This window comes from Streptomyces sp. BI87, from assembly GCF_025957665.1.
Taxonomy (GTDB): Bacteria; Actinomycetota; Actinomycetes; order Streptomycetales; family Streptomycetaceae; genus Streptomyces; species Streptomyces albidoflavus.
Genome location: NZ_CP110079.1, coordinates 820,381 through 844,090, shown reverse-complemented (window position 1 = coordinate 844,090; position 23,710 = coordinate 820,381). Strand labels below are relative to the sequence as shown.

Genomic DNA, 23,710 nt, shown 5'->3' with positions numbered 1-23,710 from the left:
AGGCTATCGACGGCCGGTCCCGCCCCGTCCACAGGAGCGAGCGGATTATCGGATGAATCGGGATCGCCGGGTCCGTACGCTCGGCCCGTGACCGAGCGGATTCAGGAGATCGTGGCAGGGCTGCCGGAGCTGAAGGACGTCACCGGGGTGTGGGCGGTGGCGGACGAGCGGGTGGCGCGAGGAGACGCGGCGTTCGCCGCCGACCTGGGCGTGGCTCTCGCCCGGGCGTACGGCCAGGCGGAGCCGCTCCCGTGGCAGTACCGGAGTGTCTTCGATCATCTGCTGAGGTTGCTGGCCACCACGGCGGGCCCGGGGAACGTCGCCGGGGCAGTGCGCCTGGTCTCCTCGCCCGAGGCCGCAGACCGCAAGCGGGACCGCTACGCCGCCTCGCTGCTGGCCTCCTGCCGGCGGCAGGAGGAGCTGGCCGTGGCGTTCTCGGGCCACGCCTCCGAGGAACTCCGGGCCTGTCTCGTCCACGAACTGGTGCTCAGGGGAGTGGCGGTGGACGAGGAGCCCGGCATCGCGCGCTGGGCCATGTCGCCGCACTGGCGGTACCACCCGTTGGGATGGCTGCCCCTGACCTTGTCCGGCATGGAGGACGGGGCGGATCTGCCGAGCTACAGCCTCGGTGGGAGCAGCCACACGATGCCGTACGGGCCGTTGGAAGCCCGCCCGTACAGGCAGACCGGTGGCGCGCGGATTCCCTCGGCGGCGGAGGTGACCACGCCGCAGCGCGCCGCCGGGTTGAGCAGCGCCGTGGCGAACTGGGCCGAGGAGTCCAACGGGGTCATCGAGGCGCGGGTCTTCGAGTTCGCCGGTCCGCTGGACGCCGGGGCGGTCCCGGCCGCGCTGCTCACGCTGGGGCTGGAGTCGCTGGCGGGGGCGGGGAGGAAGAAGGCGGCCCTGTCCGTCGCCGCCTGTCCGCCTGCTCAGGCGTGGCGTGTCCTGTTCGCCGCCGCCTCGACGGGAGGGGCGTACAACTCGGGTTCCCAAGGTGCCTACGGGCGTCTGGCGACCTGGCAGTCGCTGGCTGCGCTGGCCGGGGTGGCGGACGGCGCCGGTGCTGCCGAGGTCGAAGCGCGGGTGCCGGAGTGCGCGTGGTTCGGCTTCGGCGCCCGGACGGACTGGTTCGAGCAGGTGGCCTGGGACGTCGGGCTGGCCGCCCTCTCCCCGGACGGACGCCGTCTGGCCGTGCTCGCCGCGACCGACACCGACTGAGGCGCCGGGGCCCACCGCCTCGCCCCCGCCGATAGGGTGACCCGGGCACGGCGGCGGACGGTGGAGGCGGGTATGGGCAGCGGCGGAACCCGGGCGGCGGGCGGGCCCGCGCGGCCGACCTCGAAGGACGTGGCGCGGCTCGCCGGGGTGTCGCACACCGCCGTCTCCTTCGTCTTCAACGGCCGTGCCGAAGGCAACCTCTCCGCCGCCACCCAGCAGCGCATCCGGCAGGCCGCCGAACAACTCGGCTACCGGCCCAACGCCGTCGCACGCGGCCTGCGCCGCAGCCGTACGGCGGTGATCGGGCTGGTCACCGACCACATCGCCTCCTCCCCGTTCGCGGGGGCGCTGCTGCGTGGCGCCATGGAGACGGCCTGGGACCAGGGGCATCTCGTCCTCACCGTCGACTCCACCGGAGACCGGGCCAAGGAGAACGCGGCCGTCGCCGAACTCCTCGACCGGCGGGTGGACGGCATCATCTACGCCGCCATGTCGCTGCGCACCGCCCACCTGCCCGAGGGCCTGGAGCGCACCACGACCGTCCTCGCCAACTGCCTCCCCGCCGAGGGAGCCCATGCCGCCGTCATCCCCGCCGAGCGGGCCGGCGGCCGGGCCGCCACCCGGCTGCTCCTCGACGCGGGGCACCGACGGATCGCGGTGGCGGGCGGTCTCCACGACATCGCCACCGCCGAACGGCTGCGCGGCTTCCGCGACGCCCTGCGCGGGGCCGGGCTGCACGCCCCCAAGGAGTGGACGCGACGCGAGGGCGGCGAGATCTCCGCCGGGTACCAGGCGGCCGTACGGCTGCTGGACGGAGTGCCGCCCGCGGAGCGTCCCACCGGCATCGTCTGCTACAACGACCGCGTCGCGGCCGGGGTCCTGCACGCCGCCGCCCGGCTGGGCCTCGACGTCCCCACCGACCTCTCCCTGGTCGGTTACGACGACCAGGAGCACATGGCCGCCTTCCTCACCCCGGCCCTGACCACGGTGGCGCTGCCGCACCGGGCGATGGGGGAGGCGGCGGCCCGTCTCCTGCTCGACGCCCTCGCCGCCCAGGCCGCACCCCCGGCCGAGGTGGTGCGGCTGGAGTGCCCGGTGGTGGAGCGGGCCTCGGTGGCGGCGCCCGCCATCCGTAGCTGACACGTACAAGGTTCCACCACCCAGGCCCCTGTCCCACACCCGTCCTCACCTGCCGGGAACCGGGGAAAGATTCTCGCCCTCTCTTGACCTTTAACGAGTTAGGTCTACAGTCCTGAGTCACAGTCGGCGAGCGAGCTACGAAGGGGACGGACGCGGATGCGCGGGTTGACGAGGAGGAAGCTGTTCCGGGCCGGTGCGCTGGGGGCGGTGGGCGCGGCCCTGCCGTCCGCCGCGGCCCGGGCGGTATCCGGCGACCGGAGAGCGGCGCCGGTGAACCGGGCGCGGGAGGCGGCGAGTTACCGGGCGGAGTACCACTTCACCGTTCCGGACCAGTGGAAGAACGATCCGCAGCGGCCCGTCTGGATCGACGGCGAATACCTCTACTACTACCTCTACAACGCCGACTACCTCACCGGGGGCACCACCTCGGGCACCGCCTGGCGCCTCGCCACCAGCACCGACCTCGTCCGCTTCCACGACCAGGGCGTGGCGGTGCCGAAGGACACCACGCCCAACGGCGACGTGTGGTCGGGCTGCGCGGTGGTGGACACCCACGACACGGCCGGTTTCGGCGCCGGTGCCGTCGTCGTCCTGGCAACCATGGAGCCGGACGAGAACACCAACTCCCAGGCCCAGTACCTCTACTACTCCACCGACGGTGGCCGCACCTTCCAGCCACACGGCACCGGCCCGGTGCTGCCCAACCCGGGCGTCAAGGACTTCCGCGACCCCAAGGTGATCCGCGACGAGGAACGCGCCCGCTGGGTCATGGCGCTCACCGAGAACACCAAGGTCGGTATCTACCACTCCGACGACCTCAAGCAGTGGACCTACGCGGGCGGCTTCGTGAAGGAGGGCATCGGCGTCCTGGAGTGCCCCGACCTCTTCACCCTCCGGACGGCCGACGGCGAGACCCGCTGGGTGCTGGCGGTCAGCGCCAACGGCAAGGAGGCGGGACTGCCCAACACCTACGCCTACTGGACCGGCGACTTCGACGGCACCACCTTCACCCCCGACGCCGGGGAGCCGCAGTGGCTCGACCACGGCTTCGACTGGTACGGCGCGGTCACCTGGGAGAAGCGCGGCGAGGACGGCTCCGTCGACCCGGCGGTGCGGTACGCCATCGCCTGGATGAACAACTGGGACTACCCGAACACCACCCCCACCATCGACGCCGACGGCTTCAACGGCACCGATTCGGTCGTCCGCGAGGTCACCCTCCACCGCGACGGCTCCGGTACGTACTTCCTCGCCTCGCGCCCGGTCGCCGCGCTCGACCGGTACGTCTCGCGCACCGTCGACCTCGGGGACCTGGCCGTCGACGGCGAGCTGGTCCTGGAGTACACCGGTACCGCCTACGAGTTGACCACCGAGATCACCTGGGACGAGCTGGCCGGCGCCGGGGTCCAGCTGCGCCGCTCCGGCGACGGCTCCCGTCACGTCGACGCCGGGGTGCACGGGGACTACGCCTTCGTCAACCGGCGCGGCAGCGCCAACCCCGACACCAGCGGCAGGTGGCAGGAGAGCCGCAGCCCGTTCGACCCGGCGGCGGGCAAGGTCCGGCTGCGCGTCCTCGTCGACCGCACCACCGTCGAGGTCTTCTTCGACGACGGGCGCCACACCCATTCCATGGAGGCGTTCCCGTACCTGGTCGACACGGGTCTCGCCCTCTTCACCTCCGAGGGTCCGGCGGTCTTCAACTCCACCGTGATCAGGGAGTTCACCGTCTGAGGGGGAGGCGGGCGCGAGGGCTCCGGGCGGCGGGCGCGGGGCCCTTGGCGCTTCGCCACTTCCGGCGGGCGCGGATGCGTGGAATCGGACGGTACGGCTGGTTATATCTAGCGAGGTGAGAAGGCGGGATCCCGTGCCGCCCCCGCATCGTCCGGCTCAACGTCAGTGAGGACCGCATGACTTCGTCCACCACCGCAGAACCCACGACCGCCGAGCCGGTCCGAGGACGGCGGCCGGGAAACGCGGTGATCGGCTGGCTGACGACGACCGATCATAAGAAGATCGGGAAGCTCTATCTCATCACCTCGTTCGGCTTCTTCCTCGCCGCGGGCCTGATGGCGATGCTGATCCGCCTGGAACTGGCCCGCCCGGGAATGCAGCTCGTCTCCAACGAGCAGTACAACCAGGCGTTCACGATGCACGGCACGATCATGCTGCTGCTCTTCGCCACCCCGACCTTCATCGGCTTCTCCAACGTGATCATGCCGTTGCAGATCGGCGCCCCCGATGTGGCTTTCCCCCGACTGAACATGTTCTCGTACTGGCTTTTCCTCTTCGGCGGACTCATCGTGATCGGGAGTCTGCTCACCCCGGGCGGCGGGGCGGATTTCGGGTGGACGGCCTATTCCCCGCTGAGCAGCGCCGAGCACTCGCCGTCGATCGGCGGGGACCTGTGGATCATGGGGCTCGCGCTCTCCGGGTTCGGCACCATTCTGGGCGCGGTCAACTTCATCACGACGATCATCGTCATGCGCGCCCCGGGGATGACGATGTTCCGGATGTCGATCTTCACCTGGAACACCCTGCTCACCTCGGTGCTGGTGCTGCTCGCCTTTCCCGTCCTGGCCGCCGCCCTGCTGGTGCTGGAGGCCGACCGGCGGTTCGGCGCCATGGTCTTCGCCCCGGAGAACGGCGGCGCGATCCTCTGGCAGCATCTGTTCTGGTTCTTCGGCCACCCCGAGGTCTACATCATCGCCATTCCGTTCTTCGGCATCGTCACGGAAATCCTCCCGGTCTTCTCCCGGAAACCGGTCTTCGGATACTTCGGGCTCGTCGGCGCCACCATCGCCATCACCGCCCTCTCGGCCACCGTCTGGGCGCACCACATGTTCGCCACCGGCGCCGTCCTGCTGCCGTTCTTCTCCTTCCTGACCTTCCTCATCGCGGTGCCCACCGGCGTCAAGTTCTTCAACTGGATCGGCACCATGTGGCACGGCTCGCTCTCCTTCGAGACGCCCATGCTGTGGTCGGTCGGATTCCTCGTCACCTTTCTCTTCGGCGGCCTGACCGGCGTCATCCTCGCCTCCCCGCCCCTGGACTTCCACGTCACCGACAGTTACTTCGTCGTCGCCCATTTCCATTACGTGGTCTTCGGCACGGTCGTCTTCGCGATGTTCGCCGGCTTCTACTTCTGGTGGCCCAAATTCACCGGCAAGATGCTCGACGAGCGCATCGGGAAGATGCATTTCTGGTCGCTCTTCATCGGATTCCACCTGACCTTTCTCGTCCAGCACTGGCTCGGCGCCGAGGGAATGCCCCGCCGCTACCCGGACTACCTCGCCGCCGACGGCTTCACCGCGCTCAACACCGCCTCCACCGTCGGCGCCCTGCTCCTCGGCGCCTCCACGCTCCCGTTCCTCTACAACGTCTGGAAGACCGCCCAGACCGGTACGCGCGTCCTGGAGGACGACCCGTGGGGCTTCGGCCGGTCCCTGGAGTGGGCCACCTCCTGCCCGCCGCCCCGCCACAACTTCGTCACCCTGCCCCGCATCCGCAGCGAGTCGCCCGCCTTCGACCTGCACCACCCGCTCACCGCCCGCTGGGACGAGGCCGAGGGCGCCGGCAAGCGCGACGTGCTCGAACCCGGGGGCCACGGCAAGTAGGCCGCGAGCCCGGCGCCGGTCCGCGTGCCCGAGCCGGGAGCGGGAACACGCCCCACCTGCCCGACCGCGCGTACGACAGGAGCCAGCCCGATGTCAGCACACCCTCTCCCCGGCCGTGACGCGTCCTACTGGATGGCGACCGCACCGGGCCCGGAGCGACCGCCGCTCACCGAGGACATCGAGGTGGACGTCGCCGTGGTGGGCGGCGGCATCGCCGGGCTCAGCACCGCCTGGGAGCTGAGCCTGACCGGGCGGAGCGTCGCGGTGCTGGAGGCCGGCCGCCTCGCCGCGGGCGTCACCGGCTTCACCACCGCGAAGATCTCCGCGCTGCACTCCCTCGTCTACGACCCGCTGCGGCGCAGCCACGGCGCCGAGACGGCCCGCCACTACGCCGCCTCGCAGCAGGACGCCGTGGACCACCTGGCCCGGACCGTCGCCGGCCTGGACATCGACTGCGACTTCGAACGGGCCCCCGCCTACACCTACGCCGCCGGCCCCGCCTCGGCCGGCGCGATCGAGGCCGAGGCGCGGGCCGCCGCCGAGGCGGGGCTCCCGGTCCACCACGTCACCGAGACCGGCCTGCCCTACCCTGTCGCCGGGGCCGTCCGCCTCGACGACCAGGCCCAGTTCCACCCTCGTAAGTACCTCCTCGCCCTCGCGGACGGCCTGGAGGCCCGGGGCGGCCGCATCTTCGAACGGAGCCGCGTCACCCGCCTCCGGGAGGGGCAGCCGTGCCAGGTCACCACCGAGGACGGGCGGAAGGTCGCCGCCGGGTCCGTCGTCGTCGCCACGCACCATCCGGTCTTCGACCGCGCCCTGCACTTCGCGCGCCTCAGCCCCCGCCGTGAACTGGTGGTGGCCGCGCCGCTCGACCGCGACCGGGCGCCGCAGGGCATGTACATCACCGAGGACGAGGGCAAGCGTTCCGTCCGCACCGCCCCGCTCGACGAGGAGCGCCGCCTGCTCATCGTCACCGGGGAGAGCTTCACGCCCGGCACGGGCGACCCCGTCGCCGCCTTCCGGCGCCTGGACGCCTGGACGCACGACCGCTTCCCGGCCGCCGGTCCGACCGCCTGGCGCTGGGCCGCCCAGGACCTCGACCCGGCCGACACCGTCCCGCTCGTCGGCCCCTTCCACCCTGGCGCGCGCCACATCTACGTGGCGACCGGCTTCGGCGGCTGGGGCATGACCGGAGGCGCGCTGGTCGGCCGGCTCCTCACCGCCCTGATCACCGGTTCGGACGTACCGCCGTGGGCGGAGCTGTACGACCCGAGGCGGCTGAAGAGTCTTCTGCGGGAGGGCAAGGCCCTGCTCGGCACGCAGGTCGAGGTCGCCCAGCACCTCGCCGGTGACCGGCTGCACGTCCCGCGTGTCGACAGCGTGGCGGACATCGCGCCCGGAACCGGCGCGGTGGTACGGGTGGACGGCCGCCGCCGCGCCGTCCACCGGGCCGAGGACGGCACGGTCCGGGCCGTCTCCGCCCGGTGCACCCATCTCGGCTGTCTGGTCTCCTTCAACCAGGCCGAGACCACCTGGGAGTGCCCGTGCCACGGGTCCCGCTTCGGCACCGACGGGGCCGTGCTGCAAGGCCCCGCGACCCGGCCCCTGGAACGGTTCGACGTACCCGGGGAGCCCCCGGCCGAGGACGGCGGCCACACCGGGTGAGGAAAGCCCTCCGGCGGATGTCGAGAACCCGTGTCCGGCTCCGTCCCCGGGGTGAAGGCGGCCAGAATGGGCCGCCCGCACACCGAGGAGAACCACCATGGCCAAGTACCTGCTCCTGAAGCACTACCGAGGCGCCCCGGCCTCCGTCAACGACGTGCCGATGGACCGGTGGACGCCGGAGGAGATCACGGCGCACGTCGGGTACATGAACGACTTCGCGGAGCGGCTGCGGCAGTCCGGCGAGTTCGTCGACGCCCAGGCGCTCGCCCCCGAAGGCGCCTGGGTGCGGTACGGCGGGGAGGGGCGGCCGCCGGTCACCGACGGGCCGTTCGCGGAGACCAAGGACCTCATCGCCGGCTGGATGGTCATCGACGTGGACAGCTACGACCGTGCCGTCGAGCTGGCCGGGGAACTGTCGGCCGCCCCCGGAGCCGGCGGCGAGCCGATCCACGAGTGGCTGGAGCTGCGGCCCTTCCTGACCGAGCCGCCCACCGTCACCGAGTGAGGCCCCCGGTGGACGAGACCGTCCTGCGGAGCATCGTCCCGGGCGTCATCGCCGTCCTCGTCCGCCGCGGAGCAGATTTCGCCGCGGCCGAGGACGCGGTGCAGGAGGCCCTGGCCGAGACCGTGCGGGGACGCCCCGGCGGCGAGGAGTCCGTACGGGACGCCAAGGGCTGGCTGATCACCGTGGCCTGGCGCAAGTTCCTCGACGCCACGCGCGCCGACTCCGCCCGCCGGGCGAGGGAGGAGCGCGTCGAGGGCGAACCGGCGCCGGGCCCGGTGCCCGCGGCCGACGACACCCTCCAGCTGTACTTCCTCTGCGCCCACCCCTCGCTGACCCCGGCGTCGGCGGTGGCGCTCACCCTGCGCGCCGTCGGCGGGCTGACCACCCGGCAGATCGCCGAGGCGTACCTGGTGCCCGAGGCGACGATGGCGCAGAGGATCAGCAGGGCCAAGCGCACGGTCGCGGGCGTACGCCTCGACCGGCCGGGGGACGTCGCCACCGTGCTGCGCGTCCTCTACCTCGTCTTCAACGAGGGGTACTCGGGGGAGGTGGATCTCGTCGCCGAGGCGATCCGGCTCACCCGGCAGCTCGCGGCGCGGGTCGACCACCCCGAGGTGGCCGGGCTGCTCGCCCTGATGCTGCTCCACCACGCCCGGCGCCCCGCGCGGACCACCCCCGAGGGCAGCCTGGTGCCCCTGGCCGAACAGGACCGGAGCCGCTGGGACACCGGGGCGATCGCCGAGGGCGTCCGGATCCTCCAGGCGGCCCTGGCCCGCGACCGGCTCGGCGAGTACCAGGCCCAGGCCGCGATCGCCGCCCTGCACGCCGACGCGCCGAGGGCCGAGGAGACCGACTGGCCGCAGATCGTCGAGTGGTACGACGAGTTGGCGCGGCTGACGGACAACCCGGTCGTCCGGCTCAACCGCGCGGTCGCCGTCGGGGAGGCGGACGGACCGCGCGCCGGCCTGGCCGCCCTCGCCGAGGTCGACGCGGCGGTGCCCCGCCACACGGCGGTGGCCGCGCACCTCCACGAGCGCGAGGGCGACCTGGCGAAGGCGGCCCGGCTCTACGCCGAGGCGGCCCACAAGGCGTCCGGCCTGGCCGAACGGGACCACCTGACGCGCCGGGCCGCCCGGCTCAACGCCCGCCTGCGCTGACGGGCGGCGTGCGGCTCAGCAGGTGGGGACGCCCGGGAGCTTCGCGTCCGGATGGCTGATGTAGATGTTGCTGATGAAGCCGTTCTGGTCGCGCAGTTTGCTCCACCAGTTGTTGGTGTAGCCCTCGGCGTTGACGGTGTCGCCCTGCTTCTGGCAGACCACGCGCACCGCCGTCGGTCCGGCGAGGGTGGTCACGACGGGCGCGTTGAGCCGGGCGTCGGCGCGGACGTTGACCCCCGAGCCCCAGGTGTTGAAGGGGGTCCCGCCACCGCCGCCGCACCCGTTGGTGCTGGTCAGGTGGGCCTGGTGGTAGCTGCCCGGGTAGGGGAGGGCGGCGCCGTCGATGACGATGTTCTGGCCGACCCCGTTGAGCAGCTGCTCGTAGTGGATGTGCGCGCCGGAGGAGTTGCCGGTGCTGCCGGTGGTCCCGATCTGCTGCCCCTGGGCGACGAAGGCGCCGCTCGGCACGGAGAAGGCGTTGAGGTGGAAGTAGTACGTCGTCCAGCCGCCGCCGTGGTCGACGGAGATGTAGTTGCCCGCGCCGCTCGGCTGCGAGTGGCGGGTGGCGGTGCCCGCGGCGGAAGCCAGTACGGGGGCGCCGGCGGTCGCGCCGCCGTCGGAACGCACGAAGTCCAGCGCGCGCCGCACCTCGGCCGAGTGGTGGCTGTACGTCCAGCGCTGGCCGCAGGGGAAGGGCGCCTTGAAGCCGGGGGCGGCCGCCGCCGACGTGTCCTGGGCGGCAGCGGGGCCGGCCGCCAGCCCGGTGCAGGCCAGCAGGGCGGCGGCGGCCAGTGCGGGAAGGCGTCTGAGGAACCTCACGAATGCTCCTTGGTGGGGGAGTCGGCCCGGACGGGTGGCCGGGCCGGGGGCGCGGTGAGACCTGCGGAACGTAGCGAGTGCGCGCGCGGCTGACAAGCGTGCCGTGACCGGCGGGGAGGGGAGAGCGGGTCACTATGCTCGCGGGTACCGAAGCGAGCTTGGCGCGGAGAGCCGGGCGGAGAGCCTGAGGGTCTGGAAGATGCTGAGCCAAGTCACCGCCACCCGCTACGTGCAGCCGCTGACCACCGGCGGCTCCGTCCCCGGCGTCGTCGAGGCCGACGATCTGGGGACGTACGTCGTCAAGTTCACCGGGTCGGCGCAGGGGCGCAAGGCGCTGGTGGCCGAGATCGTGGTGGGGGAGCTGGCTCGGCGGCTCGGGTTCCGGGTGCCGGAGCTGGTGCTGGTCGACTTCGATCCGGCGGTGGCGCGGGACGAGCCGCACCAGGAGGTGCAGGACCTTGTGCGGGCCAGTGCCGGGATCAACCTCGGTATGGACCTGCTGCCCGGAGCCGTCGACTTCCACCCCGGTGACCTCGCGGTGGACCCGGCGGAGGCCGGGCGGGTGGTGTGGCTGGACGCGCTGACGGCCAACGTCGACCGGACCGTGCACAGCACCAATCTGATGATCTGGCCCCCGGCCGGGACGCCCCGCTCACCCCGGCGGCTCTGGCTGATCGACCACGGGGCGGCCCTCGTCTTCCACCACCGGTGGGACAGCGCCGCCGGCGCGGTGGCCAAGCGGTACGACTTCCGCCACCACGCCCTGGGCGGCTACGCCCCGCAGGTCGCCGAGGCCGACGCGGTACTGGCACCCCGGATCACCCTCGACCTGCTCCGCGAGGTCACCGCGCTGGTCCCCGATGCCTGGCTGGCGGACGAGCCGGGCTTCTCCTCGCCGGACGCGCTGCGCGAGGCGTACGCCCGTCAGCTCGCGGAGCGGGCGGCCGTCTCCGGGCAGTGGCTGCCGCTGGAGTTCCCCTCGGCCCGGCAGCTCGCCGAGGCCGACGCCGAGCGGGCCGCGGCCACCCGGGCGGGCCGCCCCGCCTGGCTCCAGCACGTACCGGATCTGCACGGCAAGCCGGACGCGGCGCCCGACTGGTCCCGCCATCTGGGGTGAGCCGGGGCGGACGTGGCTGTGCCCCGGCGGTGGGCGCCGGGGCACAGGGCGGTGCGGTGGGGGTCAGCCGACCAGCTGCTCGTAGGCGGGCAGCGTGAGGAAGTCGGCGTAGTCGTCGTCGAGCGAGACGGTCAGCAGCAGGTCGTGGGCCTGCTGCCAGCGGCCGGCGGTGAAGGCGTCCTCGCCGATCTCGGCGCGGATCGCGGCCAGTTCCTCGGCCGCCACCTCGCGGGCCAGCTCACGGGTGACCAGGACGGTGGCGCCGTCGCGCTCCACCTCGACCCCGGCGTTGATCCACTGCCAGATCTGCGAGCGGGAGATCTCGGCGGTGGCCGCGTCCTCCATCAGGTTGAAGATGGCGACGGCGCCGAGGCCGCGCAGCCACGCCTCGATGTAGCGGATGCCGACCTGGACGGCGTTGCGCAGGCCGTCGAAGGTGGGCTCGGCGTCGAGCGAGTCGATGGCGATGAGGTCGCCGGCGGCCACCGAGACGTCCTCGCGGAGCCGGTCCTTCTGGTTGGGCTTCTCGCCGAGGACGGTGTCGAAGGACTCCAGCGCGATCGGCACCAGGTCCGGGTGGGCGACCCAGGAGCCGTCGAAGCCGTCCCGGGCCTCGCGGTCCTTGTCGTCCTTGACCTTGGCGAACGCCACCTTGTTCACCTCGGCGTCGCGGCGCGAGGGGATGAACGCGGCCATGCCGCCGATGGCGTGCGCGCCGCGCTTGTGGCAGGTGCGGACGAGGAGTTCGGTGTAGGCGCGCATGAACGGCGCGGTCATCGTCACCGCGTTGCGGTCCGGCAGGACGAACTTGCGGCCGCCGTCACGGAAGTTCTTGACGATCGAGAAGAGGTAGTCCCAGCGGCCCGCGTTCAGCCCCGAGGCGTGGTCGCGCAGCTCGTAGAGGATCTCCTCCATCTCGTACGCGGCGGTGATGGTCTCGATGAGGACCGTGGCGCGGATCGTGCCGTGCGGGATGCCGACGTACTCCTGGGCGAAGGCGAAGACCTCGTTCCAGAGGCGGGCCTCCAGATGCGACTCGGTCTTCGGCAGGTAGAAGTACGGGCCCTTGCCGAGGTCGATGAGGCGCTGGGCGTTGTGGAAGAAGTACAGGCCGAAGTCGACCAGGGCGCCGGGGAGCGGGGTGCCGTCGGCGGCGCGCAGGTGGCGCTCGTCCAGGTGCCAGCCGCGCGGGCGGACGACGGCGGTGGCCAGCTCCTCCTGCGGCTTCAGGGCGTAGGACTTGCCGGTGCGCTCGTCGGTGAAGTCGATGCGGCGCTCGTAGGCGTCGGTGAGGTTGAGCTGGCCCTGGATGACGTTCTCCCAGGTGGGAGCGGAGGCGTCCTCGAAGTCGGCGAGCCAGACGCGGGCGCCGGAGTTGAGGGCGTTGATCGTCATCTTGCGGTCGGTGGGGCCGGTGATCTCGACCCGGCGGTCGGTCAGCGCGGGCGGGGCCTCGGCGACGCGCCAGGAGTCGTCCTCGCGGACCTGCGCGGTCTCGGGGAGGAAGTCGAGGGTCGAGGTGCGGGCGATCTCGGCGCGGCGCTCGGCGCGGCGGGCCAGGAGTTCGTTCCGGCGGGGGGTGAAGCGGTGGTGGAGCTCGCCGAGGAAGGCGAGCGCCTCGTCCGTGAGGACTTCCTCCTGGCGGGGGAGGGGCTCGGCGTCGACGGTGACCGGCGTCGCGGACGGGGACGCGGGTGCGGACATGGCTGTCACTTCCTTCAGCGGGTGGGCCCCTGGCGGGGCCGGTTTTCGGGGGCGGGGGTGGCGGCACTGGGTGCCAGGGGGGAAATGGGGCTTTTGGTGGGCCGTCTTTCGTGCGGGTGGTTCTGATCAGTGGATACTAGTTTCCTTATGGTGGAAGTTCAATGGTCTGTTGATGTCGAGAATCTTCGGGTCGACAGAGGGTGGCTCTGAGTGCCATGGGGATGACTACAAGTGGGGGGTGGGGGGTTGGTGGGGACCTCCTACCCGGAGCGGGTCCTTGGCCTCAAGCGCCGGCCGGGCTGTCAGGGGCCGGGCTGACGGCCGCCACCCGTTCGCGCCTTCCCAGGGGCGCGGTGAGGTGAGGTGGACGAGGGTGGTGGGGGATGCCGTAGTGGAGGAAGGGGACCTGTGTCTGCCGGAATGCTGGGGTCGCTGGAGGCGGGGCACACGTCGTCCGTGCGTCTGCGGGTCAACGGGGAGTGGTACGCGCTGAGTCTCGACAACCGGGCGGCATTGCTGGACGTGCTGCGGGACGGGCTCGGGCTGACCGGGTCGAAGAAGGGGTGCGACCACGGGCAGTGCGGGGCCTGCACCGTGCTGGTGGACGGGCGGCGGGTCAACAGCTGTCTGCTGCTCGCGGTGGCGCTCGACGGTGCGCGGATCACCACGGTGGAGGGGCTGGGGGAGGGGGACGGGCTGCATCCGGTGCAGGAGGCGTTCCTCGACCGGGACGCCTTCCAGTGCGGGTACTGCACACCCGGGCAGATCTGCTCGACCGTGGGCGTGCTGGAGGAGGCGGCGCAGGGCTACCCCTCGGCCGCCACCGACCCGGACCATCCGGCGGGGGAGCCGGTACCGCTCACCGGTGACGAGATCCGCGAGCGGCTCAGCGGCAACCTCTGCCGCTGCGGGGCCTACCCGAACATCGTCGACGCCGTACGGGACCTGAGCTGATGCGGACCTTCACCTACGTCCGGGCCGCCGACGCCGCCGAGGCCGCCCGCGCCCACGGCGGCCGGGACGGCTCGCGGTACCTCGCGGGCGGGACCAACCTGGTCGACCTGATGAAGCAGGGGGTCGAGACGCCCGACACCCTGGTGGACATCACCCGGCTGCCGCTGGACACCGTGACCGAAGAGGCCGACGGGGCGCTGCGGATCGGGGCGCTGGTGCGCAACAGCGACCTCGCCGCCCACCCCGCCGTCCGCGTCCGGCACCCGGCCGTCTCCGAGGCGCTGCTCGCCGGAGCCTCCGGGCAGTTGCGCAACGCCGCGACCACCGGCGGCAACCTGCTCCAGCGGACCCGGTGTGTCTACTTCCAGGACCTCTCCATGCCCTGCAACAAGCGGGAGCCGGGCACCGGGTGCGCGGCCCGCGAAGGCGTCCACCGCGACCACGCGGTTCTCGGCCACTCGCCCGCCTGCGTCGCCACCCACCCCTCCGACCTGGCGGTCGCGCTGGCGGCGGCCGACGCCGAGGTGGAGACCACGGGGCCGGCCGGGGAACGCGTCATCCCGGTCACCGAGTTCCACCGGCTCCCCGGCGAACTGCCCGAGCGGGACACGGTGCTGGAGCCCGGCGAGCTCGTCACCGCCGTCCGGCTCACCGCGCCGCCGGACGGCACCCGGGCCACCTACCGCAAGGTGCGCGACCGGGCCTCGTACGCCTTCGCGCTGGTCTCCGTCGCCGCCCAGCTCACCCAGGGCGGTGACGGCGCCGCCGAGCAGGTGCGGATCGCCTTCGGCGGGCTGGCGCACCGGCCGTGGCGGGCCCGGCGGGCCGAGACCGAACTGACCGGGCAGGCGCTCACCGAGGAACGGGTGACCGCCGCGCTCGACGCGGAGCTGACCGCCGCCGAGCCGCTGCGCGACAACGTCTTCAAGATCGGCCTCGCCCGTGACCTGGCCCGCACCGTCCTGCTCGGCCTGACCCGGCCGTAGCCCCACCCAGGGAGTCCGCTCAGATGACCGACACCACCTCGGAACTGGGAACGGGCCTGCCGCGCCGCGAAGGCCGGGACAAGGTCACCGGTGCCGCGCGGTACGCCGCCGAGTTCGCCCCGCCCGGCCGCCTCTACGCCTGGCCGGTGCCCGCCACCGTCGCCGCCGGGAGCGTCCGCTCGGTGGACGCCGCCGCCGCGCTGGGGCTGCCCGGCGTGGTCGACGTCCTCACCGCCGGGAACGCCGAGTCCCGCACCCCGGCCGACGACCCGACGCTCAACGTCCTCCAGGGCGACGACGTCCCCCACCGGGGCTGGTTCGTCGCCCTCGTCGTGGCCGAGACCCTGGAGGCGGCCCGGGCGGGCGCCCAGGCCGTACGCGTCCACTACGAGACCCGGCCGCACGACGTCACCCTCACCCGCGACCACCTGGAACGGTACGTACCCGAGGAGGCCAACGGCGGCCACCCGGCGGTCCGCGAACGCGGCGACGCCCCCGGCGCCTTCGACGCCGCGCCGATCCGCGTCGACGCCGCCTACGACGTGCCGCCGCTGCACAACCACCCGATGGAGCCGCACGCCGCCACCGCTTCCTGGGAGGACGGCCACCTCACGGTGCACGACTCCAGCCAGGGCAGCACCGCCGTCCGCGCCGCCCTCGCCCAGATCTTCGGCCTGGCCGAGGACCGGATCACCGTCACCTCCGCCCATGTCGGCGGCGGCTTCGGCTCCAAGGGCACCCCGCGCCCGCACGTCGTCCTCGCCGCGCTCGCCGCCCGCCACACCGGACGCCCCGTCACCCTCGCCCTGCCCCGCCGCGACCTGCCCGCCGCCGTCGGCCACCGGGCGCCCACCCTGCACCGGGTGCGGCTCGGCGCCGACCCGGACGGCATCCTGCTCTCGGTCGAGCACACCGCGCTCACCCACACCTCCCGCATCAAGGAGTTCGTGGAGCAGGCCGCCGTCCCCGCCCGCGTCATGTACGGCTCTCCGCACAGCAGCACCGTCCACGAGGTCGTCCCCCTCGACGTGGCCAGCCCCTCCTGGATGCGCGCCCCCGGCGAGGCGCCCGGCATGTACGCCCTGGAGTCGGCGATGGACGAACTCGCCGAGCGGACCGGTCTGGACCCGGTCGAACTGCGGGTGCTCAACGACCCGGCCGACGAGCCCGACAGCGGCCGCCCGTTCAGCAGCCGCCACCTGGTGGAGTGCCTGCGCGAGGGCGCCCGCCGCTTCGGCTGGGAGGAGCGCGACCCGCGCCCGGGCGTGCGCCGCGACGGGCCCCGCCTGACCGGCACCGGCGTCGCCGCCGCCACGTACCCGGTCCTGGTCTCGCCGTGCCGGGCCACCGCCACCGCGCTGCCTGGCGGCGACTACCTGGTCCGGGTCAACGCCACCGACATCGGCACCGGCGCCCGCACCGTCCTCGGCCAGATCGCCGCCGACGCCCTCGGCGCCCCCGGTGAGCGCGTCCGCGTCGAGATCGGCGACAGCGACCTGCCCTCCGCGCCGCTGGCCGGCGGCTCCTCCGGGACCGCCTCCTGGGGCTGGGCCGTCCACGAGGCGTGCGCCGCGCTGGCCGGGCGCCTCGCGGGGGACCCGGACCTTCCGCCCGAGGGCCTCACCGCCGAGGCCGACACCACCGAGGCGGTCGAGGCCGGATCGCCGTACGCCCGCCACGCCTTCGGCGCCCACTTCGCCGAGGTGAGCGTCGACACCGACACCGGGGAGGTCCGGGTGGTGCGCGCCTACGGGCACTTCGCGGCCGGGCGCATCCTCAACGCGCGTACCGCCCGCTCCCAGTTCCTCGGCGGCATGGTGATGGGCATCGGCATGGCCCTCACCGAGCAGAGCACCCTCGACCCGGCCTTCGGCGGCTTCGCCGAACGCGACCTCGCCGCCTACCACGTGCCCGTCAGCGCCGACATCCCGGCGCCGCCCGCCATCGAGGCGGGCTGGCTCGACGAGGCCGACCCGCACCTCAACCCGGTCGGCGGCAAGGGCATCGGTGAGATCGGCATCGTGGGCATGGCGGCGGCCGTCGGGAACGCCGCCCGTCACGCGACCGGGGTGCGGTTCCGCTCCCTCCCCCTGACGCCGGACAAGGTCCGGGCCGCTCTCGCCGGGGTGGTCTGAGCCCCGGGGCGCGCGGACGCCGGTCAGGCGCCCCCGAGCCGCCACAGGTCCTCCGGCGTGTCGATGTCGTACGGCTCGGCGATGTCCCCGCACTCCACCAGCGTGAGGGCGTCCGCGTGGGCGCGCAGGTACTCCCGCGCGCCCCGGTCGCCCACCGCCGAGGCGGCGATGTCCGCCCAGTGCGCCGACCCGAAGAGCACCGGGTGGCCGCGCCGGCCCGCGTACGCGGCCGCCGCCAGCGTGCCCGGACCCCGGTACGCCGCGCGCACCCGGGCGACGGCCGCCGCGCCGATGCCGGGCTGGTCGACCAGGCAGACCAGGGCGGCGCCCGCCCCGGAGCCGGCCAGCGAGGCGAGCCCGGTGCGCAGGGAGGAGCCCATGCCGGTCGCCCACTCCGGGTTCTCCACGATCACGCGGCCGGGCAGGTCCGCGCGCTCCCGTACCGTCGGCGCCGACGCGCCCAGCACGACGTGCACCCGGGCCACCCCGGCCGCCCGGAGCACCGCCACCGCGTGTTCCACCAGGGGGCGGCCGCCGTACTCCAGCAGGGCCTTCGGGCGGCCGCCCAGCCGTCGGCCGCCCCCGGCCGCCAGGACCACTCCGGTCACCTCGTCCTCGGACCTCTCCCCGGTCCCGCCGGGTGTCCGCGCTGTCGTCTCCACGCCCCCTGCATACCGCACGGCGGCCGGCGGCCGGGAGGCGGACGGAAGCGGAACCGGGGGTGCCGAAAGGGCGGCAACGGTGCCAACAGCGGCGAATTCGCCCCGCCCGCTGGCGCGTCGGGCCTCTGCTGGCGTTTACTGAACGGCCCCGGTGCGCCTGACCACCGCGCCAGGGAGCAGAACCATCACACAGGCACGGCGTACAACGGTGTGCGCAGGGGAGGGGCCGTGTTGCGCAGTATGGACATGGACAGGGAACAGCAGGACCGGCAGGTGGTGGCTGCCTGCCAGGACCCGCGGACCGAGGAACTGCGCGGTGCCACCGCGCAGTTGCGCAGGCGGCTCGCCGCCCACCGGACGGAGTTCCCGGACCGGGCGGTCGCCGAGGACGAGCTGGCGGCCATCGGGGCGATGGCCCGTGAGGGCGCTCCGGACCAGGGGCGGCTGCGCCGCTCTCTGCTCCTGGTCGCCGCCTCGCTCGGCTCGGTGAGCGCCTTCGCCGCGGAGCTGGCGCGGCTGCGCGCCGCCGTCGAGCTCTTCGGCACGGAGGACGGCGGCTGAGCCGCCGGGTCAGCCGGGCTGGCCGGAGGCGGCCAGTTCGGCGGAGAGCTCCGCCGCCACCTGCTGGAGCACCGGCACGATGGTGGCGACGGCCTCCTCGGTGACGCGCCCCGCCGGGCCCGAGATCGAGAGGGCGGCCGCCGTGGGGGAGTCGGGGACCGGGACGGCCAGGCAGCGGACGCCGACCTCCTGCTCGTTGTCGTCGACCGCGTAGCCGAGCCGCCTGACCTCCTCCAGGGCGCCGAGGAAGGCGTCCGGCGTGGTCAGCGTCTTCGGGGTGGCGGCCGGCATGCCGGTGCGGGCCAGCAGTGCGCGCACCTCCTCCGGCGGGGTGCCGGCCAGCAGGGCCTTGCCGACGCCGGTGGAGTGCGGCAGCACCCGGCGGCCGACCTCGGTGAACATCCGCATCGAGTGCTTGGACGGCACCTGGGCCACGTAGACCACCTCGTCGCCGTCGAGCAGGGCCATGTTGGCGGTCTCGCCGGTCGCCTCGACCAGGCGGGCCAGGTGCGGCCGGGCCCAGGTGCCGAGCAGGCGGGAGGCGGACTCGCCGAGGCGGATCAGGCGGGGGCCGAGCGCGTAGCGGCGGTTGGGCTGCTGGCGTACGTAGCCGCAGGCGACCAGGGTGCGCATCAGGCGGTGGATGGTCGGCAGCGGCAGGCCGCTGCTGGCCGAGAGTTCGCTCAGGCCGACCTCGCCGCCCGCGTCCGCCATCCGCTCCAGCAGGTCGAAGGCGCGTTCCAGGGACTGCACGCCGCCGGACGGCCGGGCGGCCGCGCTCTCGGCGGAGGCGTCGGGGGTGCGGGACGTCGGCACGTCGCGTTCCTTTCGGAGCAGGCGGGCAAGGCAGCAGCCTACCCGGCGGGCGGCTCCCGCCTCCGGGACGGCCTGTACGCCGGATCTTCATCTTCTGTTATTCGGAATAGTAATTTCGCAAAATGAAAACGTCCAGCGTACGGGGGTGCCTCTTGACGGAGATGGAGCAGGGCGGCAACACTCCTTCAACAGTTCGTTGAAGCGGCGGCATGCGCACACGGTCGCCATGCACGCGGGAACAGGAAAGGGGCCGGGGTGCCGGAACTGGAACGGGTACTGCGTTCGACACGGGTCATCACTCCCAGCGGGACACGGGCCGCCCAGGTCACCGTGGCCGCCGGGAAGATCGTGGACGTCCTGCCGCACGACGCGCCGCTGCCCGCCGGGGTGCCCGTCGAGGAACTGGGGGACGCGGCCCTGCTGCCGGGGCTCGTCGACACCCACGTGCACGTCAACGACCCCGGGCGCACCGACTGGGAAGGGTTCTGGACCGCCACCCGGGCCGCCGCGGCCGGGGGCATCACCACCCTGGTCGACATGCCGCTCAACTCGCTGCCGCCCACCACCACCCCGGCCCACCTCAAGGTCAAGCAGGACACCGCCCGGCCGCAGGCCCACGTGGACGTCGGCTTCTGGGGCGGCGCGCTCCCCGACAACACCAAGGAGCTGCGCCCGCTGCACGACGCGGGCGTCTTCGGCTTCAAGTGCTTCCTCTCGCCGTCCGGCGTGGACGAGTTCCCGCCGCTCGACCAGGACCAGCTCGCCGTCGCCCTCGCCGAGATCGCCGGGTTCGACGGGCTGCTCATCGTGCACGCCGAGGACCCGCACGCCCTCGACGGCGCCCCGCAGCGCCCCGGCCCGCAGTACGCCGACTTCCTCGCCTCCCGGCCCGGCGAGGCCGAGAACCAGGCGATCGAAAACCTCATCGGGCAGGCCGCGCGGCTCGGCGCCCGCGTCCACGTGCTGCACCTCTCCGCCGCCTCGGCGCTCCCGGCCATCGCCGCCGCCCGCCGTGCCGGGGTCCGGATCACCGTCGAGTCCTGCCCGCACTTCCTCACCCTCACGGCCGAGGAAGTCCCGGACGGCGCCACCGAGTTCAAGTGCTGCCCGCCCATCCGCGAGGCAGCCAACCAGGATCTGCTGTGGGCCGCGCTCGCCGACGGCACCATCGACTGCGTCGTCTCCGACCACTCCCCGTCCACCGCCGACCTCAAGACCGGTGACTTCGCCACCGCCTGGGGCGGCATCTCCTCGCTCCAGCTCGGTCTGCCGGCCATCTGGACGGAGGCGCGGCGGCGCGGCCACACCCTGGACGACGTGGTCCGCTGGATGGCCGAGGCGCCCGCCCGCCTCGCCGGGCTCACCGCCAAGGGCGCCATCGCCCCCGGCAAGGACGCCGACTTCACCGTCCTGGACCCGGAGGAGACCTTCACCGTCGACCCCGCCGCCCTCCAGCACCGCAACCGGGTCACCGCCTACGCCGGGAGGACCCTGCGCGGAGTGGTCCGCTCCACCTGGCTGCGCGGCCGGCGCATCCTGCACGAGGGCGCGTACGCCGAACCCTCCGGCCTCCTGCTGGAGCGGGACTGACGCGGCGGCACACCCGCACCGACGGCGGCCCCACCCCCTGCTCAGGGGATGGGGCCGCCGCTGTTCGCGCCGGGGGCGCACCACCGGCGGTACCGGGCGGCGCATCCGGCCTGTTCGTTAACAGCCGGAAAATTAACGGTCGCTGACCTTGACGGCCCCCTGTCTACGCGCGTCATCCTTATGCGCATGCGAATCCCCCCACGCTTCGCCACAGCCACCGCCCTCGCCGCCGCCCTGCTGCTCGGCGGTTCCGCCGCGGCCCAGGCCGTCCCGGCCCAGGCCCCCACCGCCCACAGCCTCCGGGCCACCGTCGCCGCGCAGGCCGTCGGTGACATCTGCTACTCCGCCCTCCCCGCGCAGGCCCACGACACCCTCGACCTCATCGACGCGGGCGGCCCCTTCCCGTACCCGCAGGACGGCACCGTCTTCCAGAACCGCGAGGGGCTCCTGCCCTCGCAGTCCACCGGCTACTACCACGAGTACACGGTCAAGACCCCCGGCTCCAGCGACCGCGGCGCCCGCCGCATCGTCACCGGCTCGGGTGCCGACGAGGACTACTACACCGCCGACCACTACGCCTCGTTCGACCTGGTCGACCACGGCTGCTGACCCGTCCGACTCCGGCCCTGCGCCTCCCCGCGAGGGCCGGCCCCACGGGCCGGCGGTGCCCCACACACCGCCGGCCCGGAGCGTACCCACGGCGGGCGCCGCCTACTTGGGGCGGCTCTCCGCCAGGGCGAACAGTGCCAGCGCCAGGACGAGCGCCGCGATGCTCGCGTACACCTCGTAGCCGTCCAGGAAGCCGACGCGGGAGATCAGGCCCACGTCGAAGCGGTCGGTGAACTCGGTGACCAGTCCCATGGCGCCCTGAAGGAGCAACAGGAAACCGGCAATCTCCAAGGTTTTCCTCATGCCGCGATCCTCGTCCCGCGGACCCCCCACCCACATCGGCCGCGGGGCGAGGTCGCACCCCTCTCCGGTAGGTCACCGGCGGAGGCGACCCCCTTCCAAAGTCGACACCGCGCCGACGCCGGTCCACGGCCGGCGTCGATCGCCCGCGTTCAAGCGAGGCGGTGCGTAGATTTGCCGACCATGGGCATCCGCGCCGACCACCACCGCACCACCCCCGCCCCCGGGCCCGAGGGCCGGCCCGCCCGGTGCGGGCCCCGTGACTGGGCGGCCGACTTCGCCTGCTTCGCGGTCGCCGTGGTGATCGGCCTCACCGGGCTCGACGTCCTGCGGCAGCACCCCGGGCTCCCCGCCGGCGTCGCCGTCGCCGACCAGGTCGTGGGGGCGCTCGCCTGCGCGGCGGTCTGGGTGCGGCGCCGGTACCCGCTCGGCTTCGCCGTCGCCACGGCCGTGGTCGCCGTCGTCGCGCAGACCGCAGGGGGCGCCGCCGTCGTCGCCCTCTTCACCCTCGCCGTCCACCGGCCCTTCCGGCAGGTCGCCTGGGTCTCCGCCTTCTCGCTGGCGACGGCGCCGCTCACCTTCTGGCTCTATCCCGACCCCGCCTTCAACACGCTCGCCGCCGTCGTCTTCGCCGCCGTGCTGCTCTCCGCCGTCGTCGGCTGGGGCATGTACGTCCGCTCCCGCCGCCTGCTCCTGGAGAGCCTGCGCGAACGCGCCCGGCGCGCCGAGGCCGAGGCCGGACTGCGGGCCGCGCAGGCCCAGCGGCTGGCCCGGGAGGCCATCGCCCGCGAGATGCACGACGTCCTGGCCCACCGCCTCACCCTGCTCAGCGTGCACGCCGGGGCACTGGAGTTCCGCCCCGACGCCCCCACCGCCGAGATCGCCCGCGCCGCCGGGGTGATCCGGGACAGCGCCCACGACGCCCTCCAGGACCTCCGGGCCATCATCGGTGTGCTGCGCACCGGGGACGACACCGACGGGGCTCGCCCCCAGCCCACCCTGGACGCCCTCGGCGACCTCCTCGACGAGGCCCGCGAAGGCGGCACCCCGCTCACCCTCGACCGGCGCGTCACCGACCCCGCCGACGTACCGCCCGCCCTGGGCCGCACCGTCTACCGCATCGTCCAGGAGTGCCTGACCAACGCCCGCAAACACGCCCCCGGCGCCCCCGTCACCGTCACCCTCACCGGCGGCCCCGGTGAGGGACTGAGCGTCGAGGTGGCCAACTCCGCCCCCGCCGGGCCCGTCCCGCCCGTACCCGGTTCCGGGCAGGGCCTCATCGGGCTCACCGAACGCGCCGCGCTGGCCGGGGGCCGTCTCACCCACGGACCTCGCCCGGAGGGCGGCTTCCGGGTCACCGCCTGGCTACCGTGGGCGCCATGAGCGACACGACCGAGATCACGGTGCTCCTCGTCGACGACGACCCGCTGCTGCGGGCCGGCCTCTCCTTCATGCTGGGCGGCGCCGGAGACCTCCGCGTCGTCGGCGAGGCGGGCGACGGCCGCGAGGTCCCCGCCCTGGTCGAACGGCTCCGGCCGGACGTGGTGCTGATGGACATCCGGATGCCGCACGTCGACGGCCTCACCGCCACCGAACGGCTCCGCGCCCTGCCCGACGCCCCCGAGGTCGTCCTGCTCACCACCTTCCACGCCGACGAGCAGGTCCTGCGGGCCCTGCGCGCCGGGGCGGCCGGGTTCGTCCTCAAGGACACCCCGCCCGCCGAGATCGTCGCCGCCGTCCGCCGCGTCGCCGCGGGGGACCCGGTCCTCTCCCCGGCCGTCACCCGGCAGCTCATCGGCCAGGTCGCCGAGGACGGGGCGCACACCCGCCGCGCCCGCGCCCGCGAACGCCTCAACACCCTCGCGCCGCGCGAACGCGAGGTGGCCCTCGCCGTCGGGCGCGGCGCCTCCAACGCCGAGATCGCCGCCGAGCTGTACCTCAGCGTCGCCACCGTCAAGGCCCACGTCTCCCGCGTCCTGGCCCGCCTCGGCCTCAACAACCGCGTGCAGATCGCCCTGCTCACCCACGACGCCGGCCACCCGGCGGCCCCGCCACCGGACGGCCCCGCCTCGCCGGGCCGCTGAGCCCGCTCCCCGGTCCTGACCGCGTGGTGTGACCTTCCGGCCGGCCTCGCCGCCCGGTTCGGGGCGCTGGAGTG

At 73.7% G+C, this 23,710-nt stretch carries 21 protein-coding genes; 16 read left to right on the top strand and 5 right to left on the bottom strand.

Annotated elements, in window-relative coordinates:
* Positions 1–87: 87 nt before the first annotated feature.
* The 7 genes from OIM89_RS03585 (at position 88) to OIM89_RS03555 (ending at position 9,299) form a co-directional block, all read left to right on the top strand.
* Positions 88–1,218: a DUF6183 family protein gene (locus OIM89_RS03585; RefSeq protein ID WP_264490977.1), complete on the top strand. Its 1,131-nt coding sequence runs from the start codon at positions 88–90 to the stop codon at positions 1,216–1,218.
* Positions 1,219–1,290: 72 nt separating this feature from the next.
* Complete coding sequence (locus tag OIM89_RS03580) at positions 1,291–2,358, top strand: LacI family DNA-binding transcriptional regulator (RefSeq protein WP_047468545.1); 1,068 nt, start codon at positions 1,291–1,293, stop codon at positions 2,356–2,358.
* 156 nt (positions 2,359–2,514) lie between these two features.
* Positions 2,515–4,089 carry a glycoside hydrolase family 32 protein gene (locus tag OIM89_RS03575; protein WP_151167664.1) on the top strand — a complete coding sequence of 525 codons (1,575 nt, stop codon included), beginning with the start codon at positions 2,515–2,517 and terminating at the stop codon, positions 4,087–4,089.
* 176 nt (positions 4,090–4,265) lie between these two features.
* Positions 4,266–5,972 carry a cytochrome c oxidase subunit I gene (ctaD, locus tag OIM89_RS03570; protein ID WP_030696765.1) on the top strand — a complete coding sequence of 569 codons (1,707 nt, stop codon included), beginning with the start codon at positions 4,266–4,268 and terminating at the stop codon, positions 5,970–5,972.
* Positions 5,973–6,062: 90 nt separating this feature from the next.
* Positions 6,063–7,637: an FAD-dependent oxidoreductase gene (locus OIM89_RS03565; protein WP_264490976.1), complete on the top strand. Its 1,575-nt coding sequence runs from the start codon at positions 6,063–6,065 to the stop codon at positions 7,635–7,637.
* 97 nt (positions 7,638–7,734) lie between these two features.
* Complete coding sequence (locus OIM89_RS03560; RefSeq protein ID WP_030696767.1) at positions 7,735–8,142, top strand: YciI family protein; 408 nt, start codon at positions 7,735–7,737, stop codon at positions 8,140–8,142.
* 8 nt (positions 8,143–8,150) lie between these two features.
* Entirely contained in the window at positions 8,151–9,299 is a 1,149-nt protein-coding gene (locus OIM89_RS03555; protein ID WP_264490975.1) for an RNA polymerase sigma factor, read from the top strand.
* A gap of 15 nt (positions 9,300–9,314) precedes the next feature.
* Here the strand turns inward: OIM89_RS03555 and OIM89_RS03550 are convergent, their stop codons facing one another.
* Positions 9,315–10,118, bottom strand: a complete 804-nt coding sequence (locus OIM89_RS03550) for a peptidoglycan DD-metalloendopeptidase family protein (protein WP_030696769.1) — start codon at positions 10,116–10,118, stop codon at positions 9,315–9,317.
* 199 nt (positions 10,119–10,317) lie between these two features.
* Here OIM89_RS03550 and OIM89_RS03545 point away from each other — a divergent pair, with 199 nt between their 5' ends.
* Entirely contained in the window at positions 10,318–11,235 is a 918-nt protein-coding gene (locus tag OIM89_RS03545; protein WP_030696770.1) for a HipA family kinase, read from the top strand.
* 63 nt (positions 11,236–11,298) lie between these two features.
* Here the strand turns inward: OIM89_RS03545 and aceB are convergent, their stop codons facing one another.
* Positions 11,299–12,939 (bottom strand): malate synthase A, encoded by a 1,641-nt coding sequence (gene aceB / locus OIM89_RS03540; RefSeq protein ID WP_264490974.1) that lies wholly within the window; start codon positions 12,937–12,939, stop codon positions 11,299–11,301.
* Positions 12,940–13,359: 420 nt separating this feature from the next.
* On the opposite strand from aceB, the gene OIM89_RS03535 reads away from it, so the two are divergent.
* The 3 genes from OIM89_RS03535 to OIM89_RS03525 are packed head-to-tail and all read left to right on the top strand — an operon-like array spanning position 13,360 to position 17,014.
* Entirely contained in the window at positions 13,360–13,893 is a 534-nt protein-coding gene (locus tag OIM89_RS03535) for a (2Fe-2S)-binding protein (RefSeq protein WP_030696772.1), read from the top strand.
* On the top strand, positions 13,893–14,879 hold the full coding sequence (locus OIM89_RS03530) for an FAD binding domain-containing protein (protein WP_175457898.1): 987 nt from the start codon (positions 13,893–13,895) through the stop codon (positions 14,877–14,879). Before OIM89_RS03535 ends, OIM89_RS03530 begins: the two co-directional genes overlap by 1 nt.
* A gap of 23 nt (positions 14,880–14,902) precedes the next feature.
* Positions 14,903–17,014 (top strand): xanthine dehydrogenase family protein molybdopterin-binding subunit, encoded by a 2,112-nt coding sequence (locus OIM89_RS03525; RefSeq protein WP_047468568.1) that lies wholly within the window; start codon positions 14,903–14,905, stop codon positions 17,012–17,014.
* Positions 17,015–17,037: 23 nt separating this feature from the next.
* On the opposite strand, the gene OIM89_RS03520 is transcribed toward OIM89_RS03525, so the two are convergent.
* Positions 17,038–17,613, bottom strand: a complete 576-nt coding sequence (locus OIM89_RS03520) for an NTP transferase domain-containing protein (RefSeq protein WP_175457905.1) — start codon at positions 17,611–17,613, stop codon at positions 17,038–17,040.
* A 309-nt stretch (positions 17,614–17,922) separates the two neighbouring features.
* Between OIM89_RS03520 and OIM89_RS03515 the strand changes: the two genes are divergently transcribed.
* Complete coding sequence (locus OIM89_RS03515) at positions 17,923–18,237, top strand: DUF5955 family protein (RefSeq protein ID WP_175457900.1); 315 nt, start codon at positions 17,923–17,925, stop codon at positions 18,235–18,237.
* 9 nt (positions 18,238–18,246) lie between these two features.
* Here the strand turns inward: OIM89_RS03515 and OIM89_RS03510 are convergent, their stop codons facing one another.
* Entirely contained in the window at positions 18,247–19,053 is an 807-nt protein-coding gene (locus tag OIM89_RS03510; protein ID WP_030696777.1) for an IclR family transcriptional regulator, read from the bottom strand.
* A gap of 255 nt (positions 19,054–19,308) precedes the next feature.
* Here OIM89_RS03510 and allB point away from each other — a divergent pair, with 255 nt between their 5' ends.
* Together allB and OIM89_RS03500 are read left to right on the top strand one after the other, a co-directional pair.
* On the top strand, positions 19,309–20,643 hold the full coding sequence (allB, locus tag OIM89_RS03505; protein WP_047468576.1) for an allantoinase AllB: 1,335 nt from the start codon (positions 19,309–19,311) through the stop codon (positions 20,641–20,643).
* A gap of 180 nt (positions 20,644–20,823) precedes the next feature.
* Positions 20,824–21,252, top strand: coding sequence for a ribonuclease domain-containing protein (locus OIM89_RS03500; protein WP_030696779.1), 429 nt, complete (start codon positions 20,824–20,826; stop codon positions 21,250–21,252).
* Between the two features lie 102 nt (positions 21,253–21,354).
* Here OIM89_RS03500 and OIM89_RS03495 read toward each other — a convergent pair whose 3' ends face one another.
* Positions 21,355–21,555 (bottom strand): hypothetical protein, encoded by a 201-nt coding sequence (locus OIM89_RS03495; protein WP_030696780.1) that lies wholly within the window; start codon positions 21,553–21,555, stop codon positions 21,355–21,357.
* A 180-nt stretch (positions 21,556–21,735) separates the two neighbouring features.
* Between OIM89_RS03495 and OIM89_RS03490 the strand changes: the two genes are divergently transcribed.
* Together OIM89_RS03490 and OIM89_RS03485 are read left to right on the top strand one after the other, a co-directional pair.
* Positions 21,736–22,935 carry a sensor histidine kinase gene (locus OIM89_RS03490; RefSeq protein WP_047468579.1) on the top strand — a complete coding sequence of 400 codons (1,200 nt, stop codon included), beginning with the start codon at positions 21,736–21,738 and terminating at the stop codon, positions 22,933–22,935.
* Entirely contained in the window at positions 22,932–23,636 is a 705-nt protein-coding gene (locus tag OIM89_RS03485; RefSeq protein WP_030696782.1) for a response regulator, read from the top strand. The genes OIM89_RS03490 and OIM89_RS03485 overlap by 4 nt, the downstream gene beginning before the upstream one ends.
* Positions 23,637–23,710 lie beyond the last annotated feature (74 nt).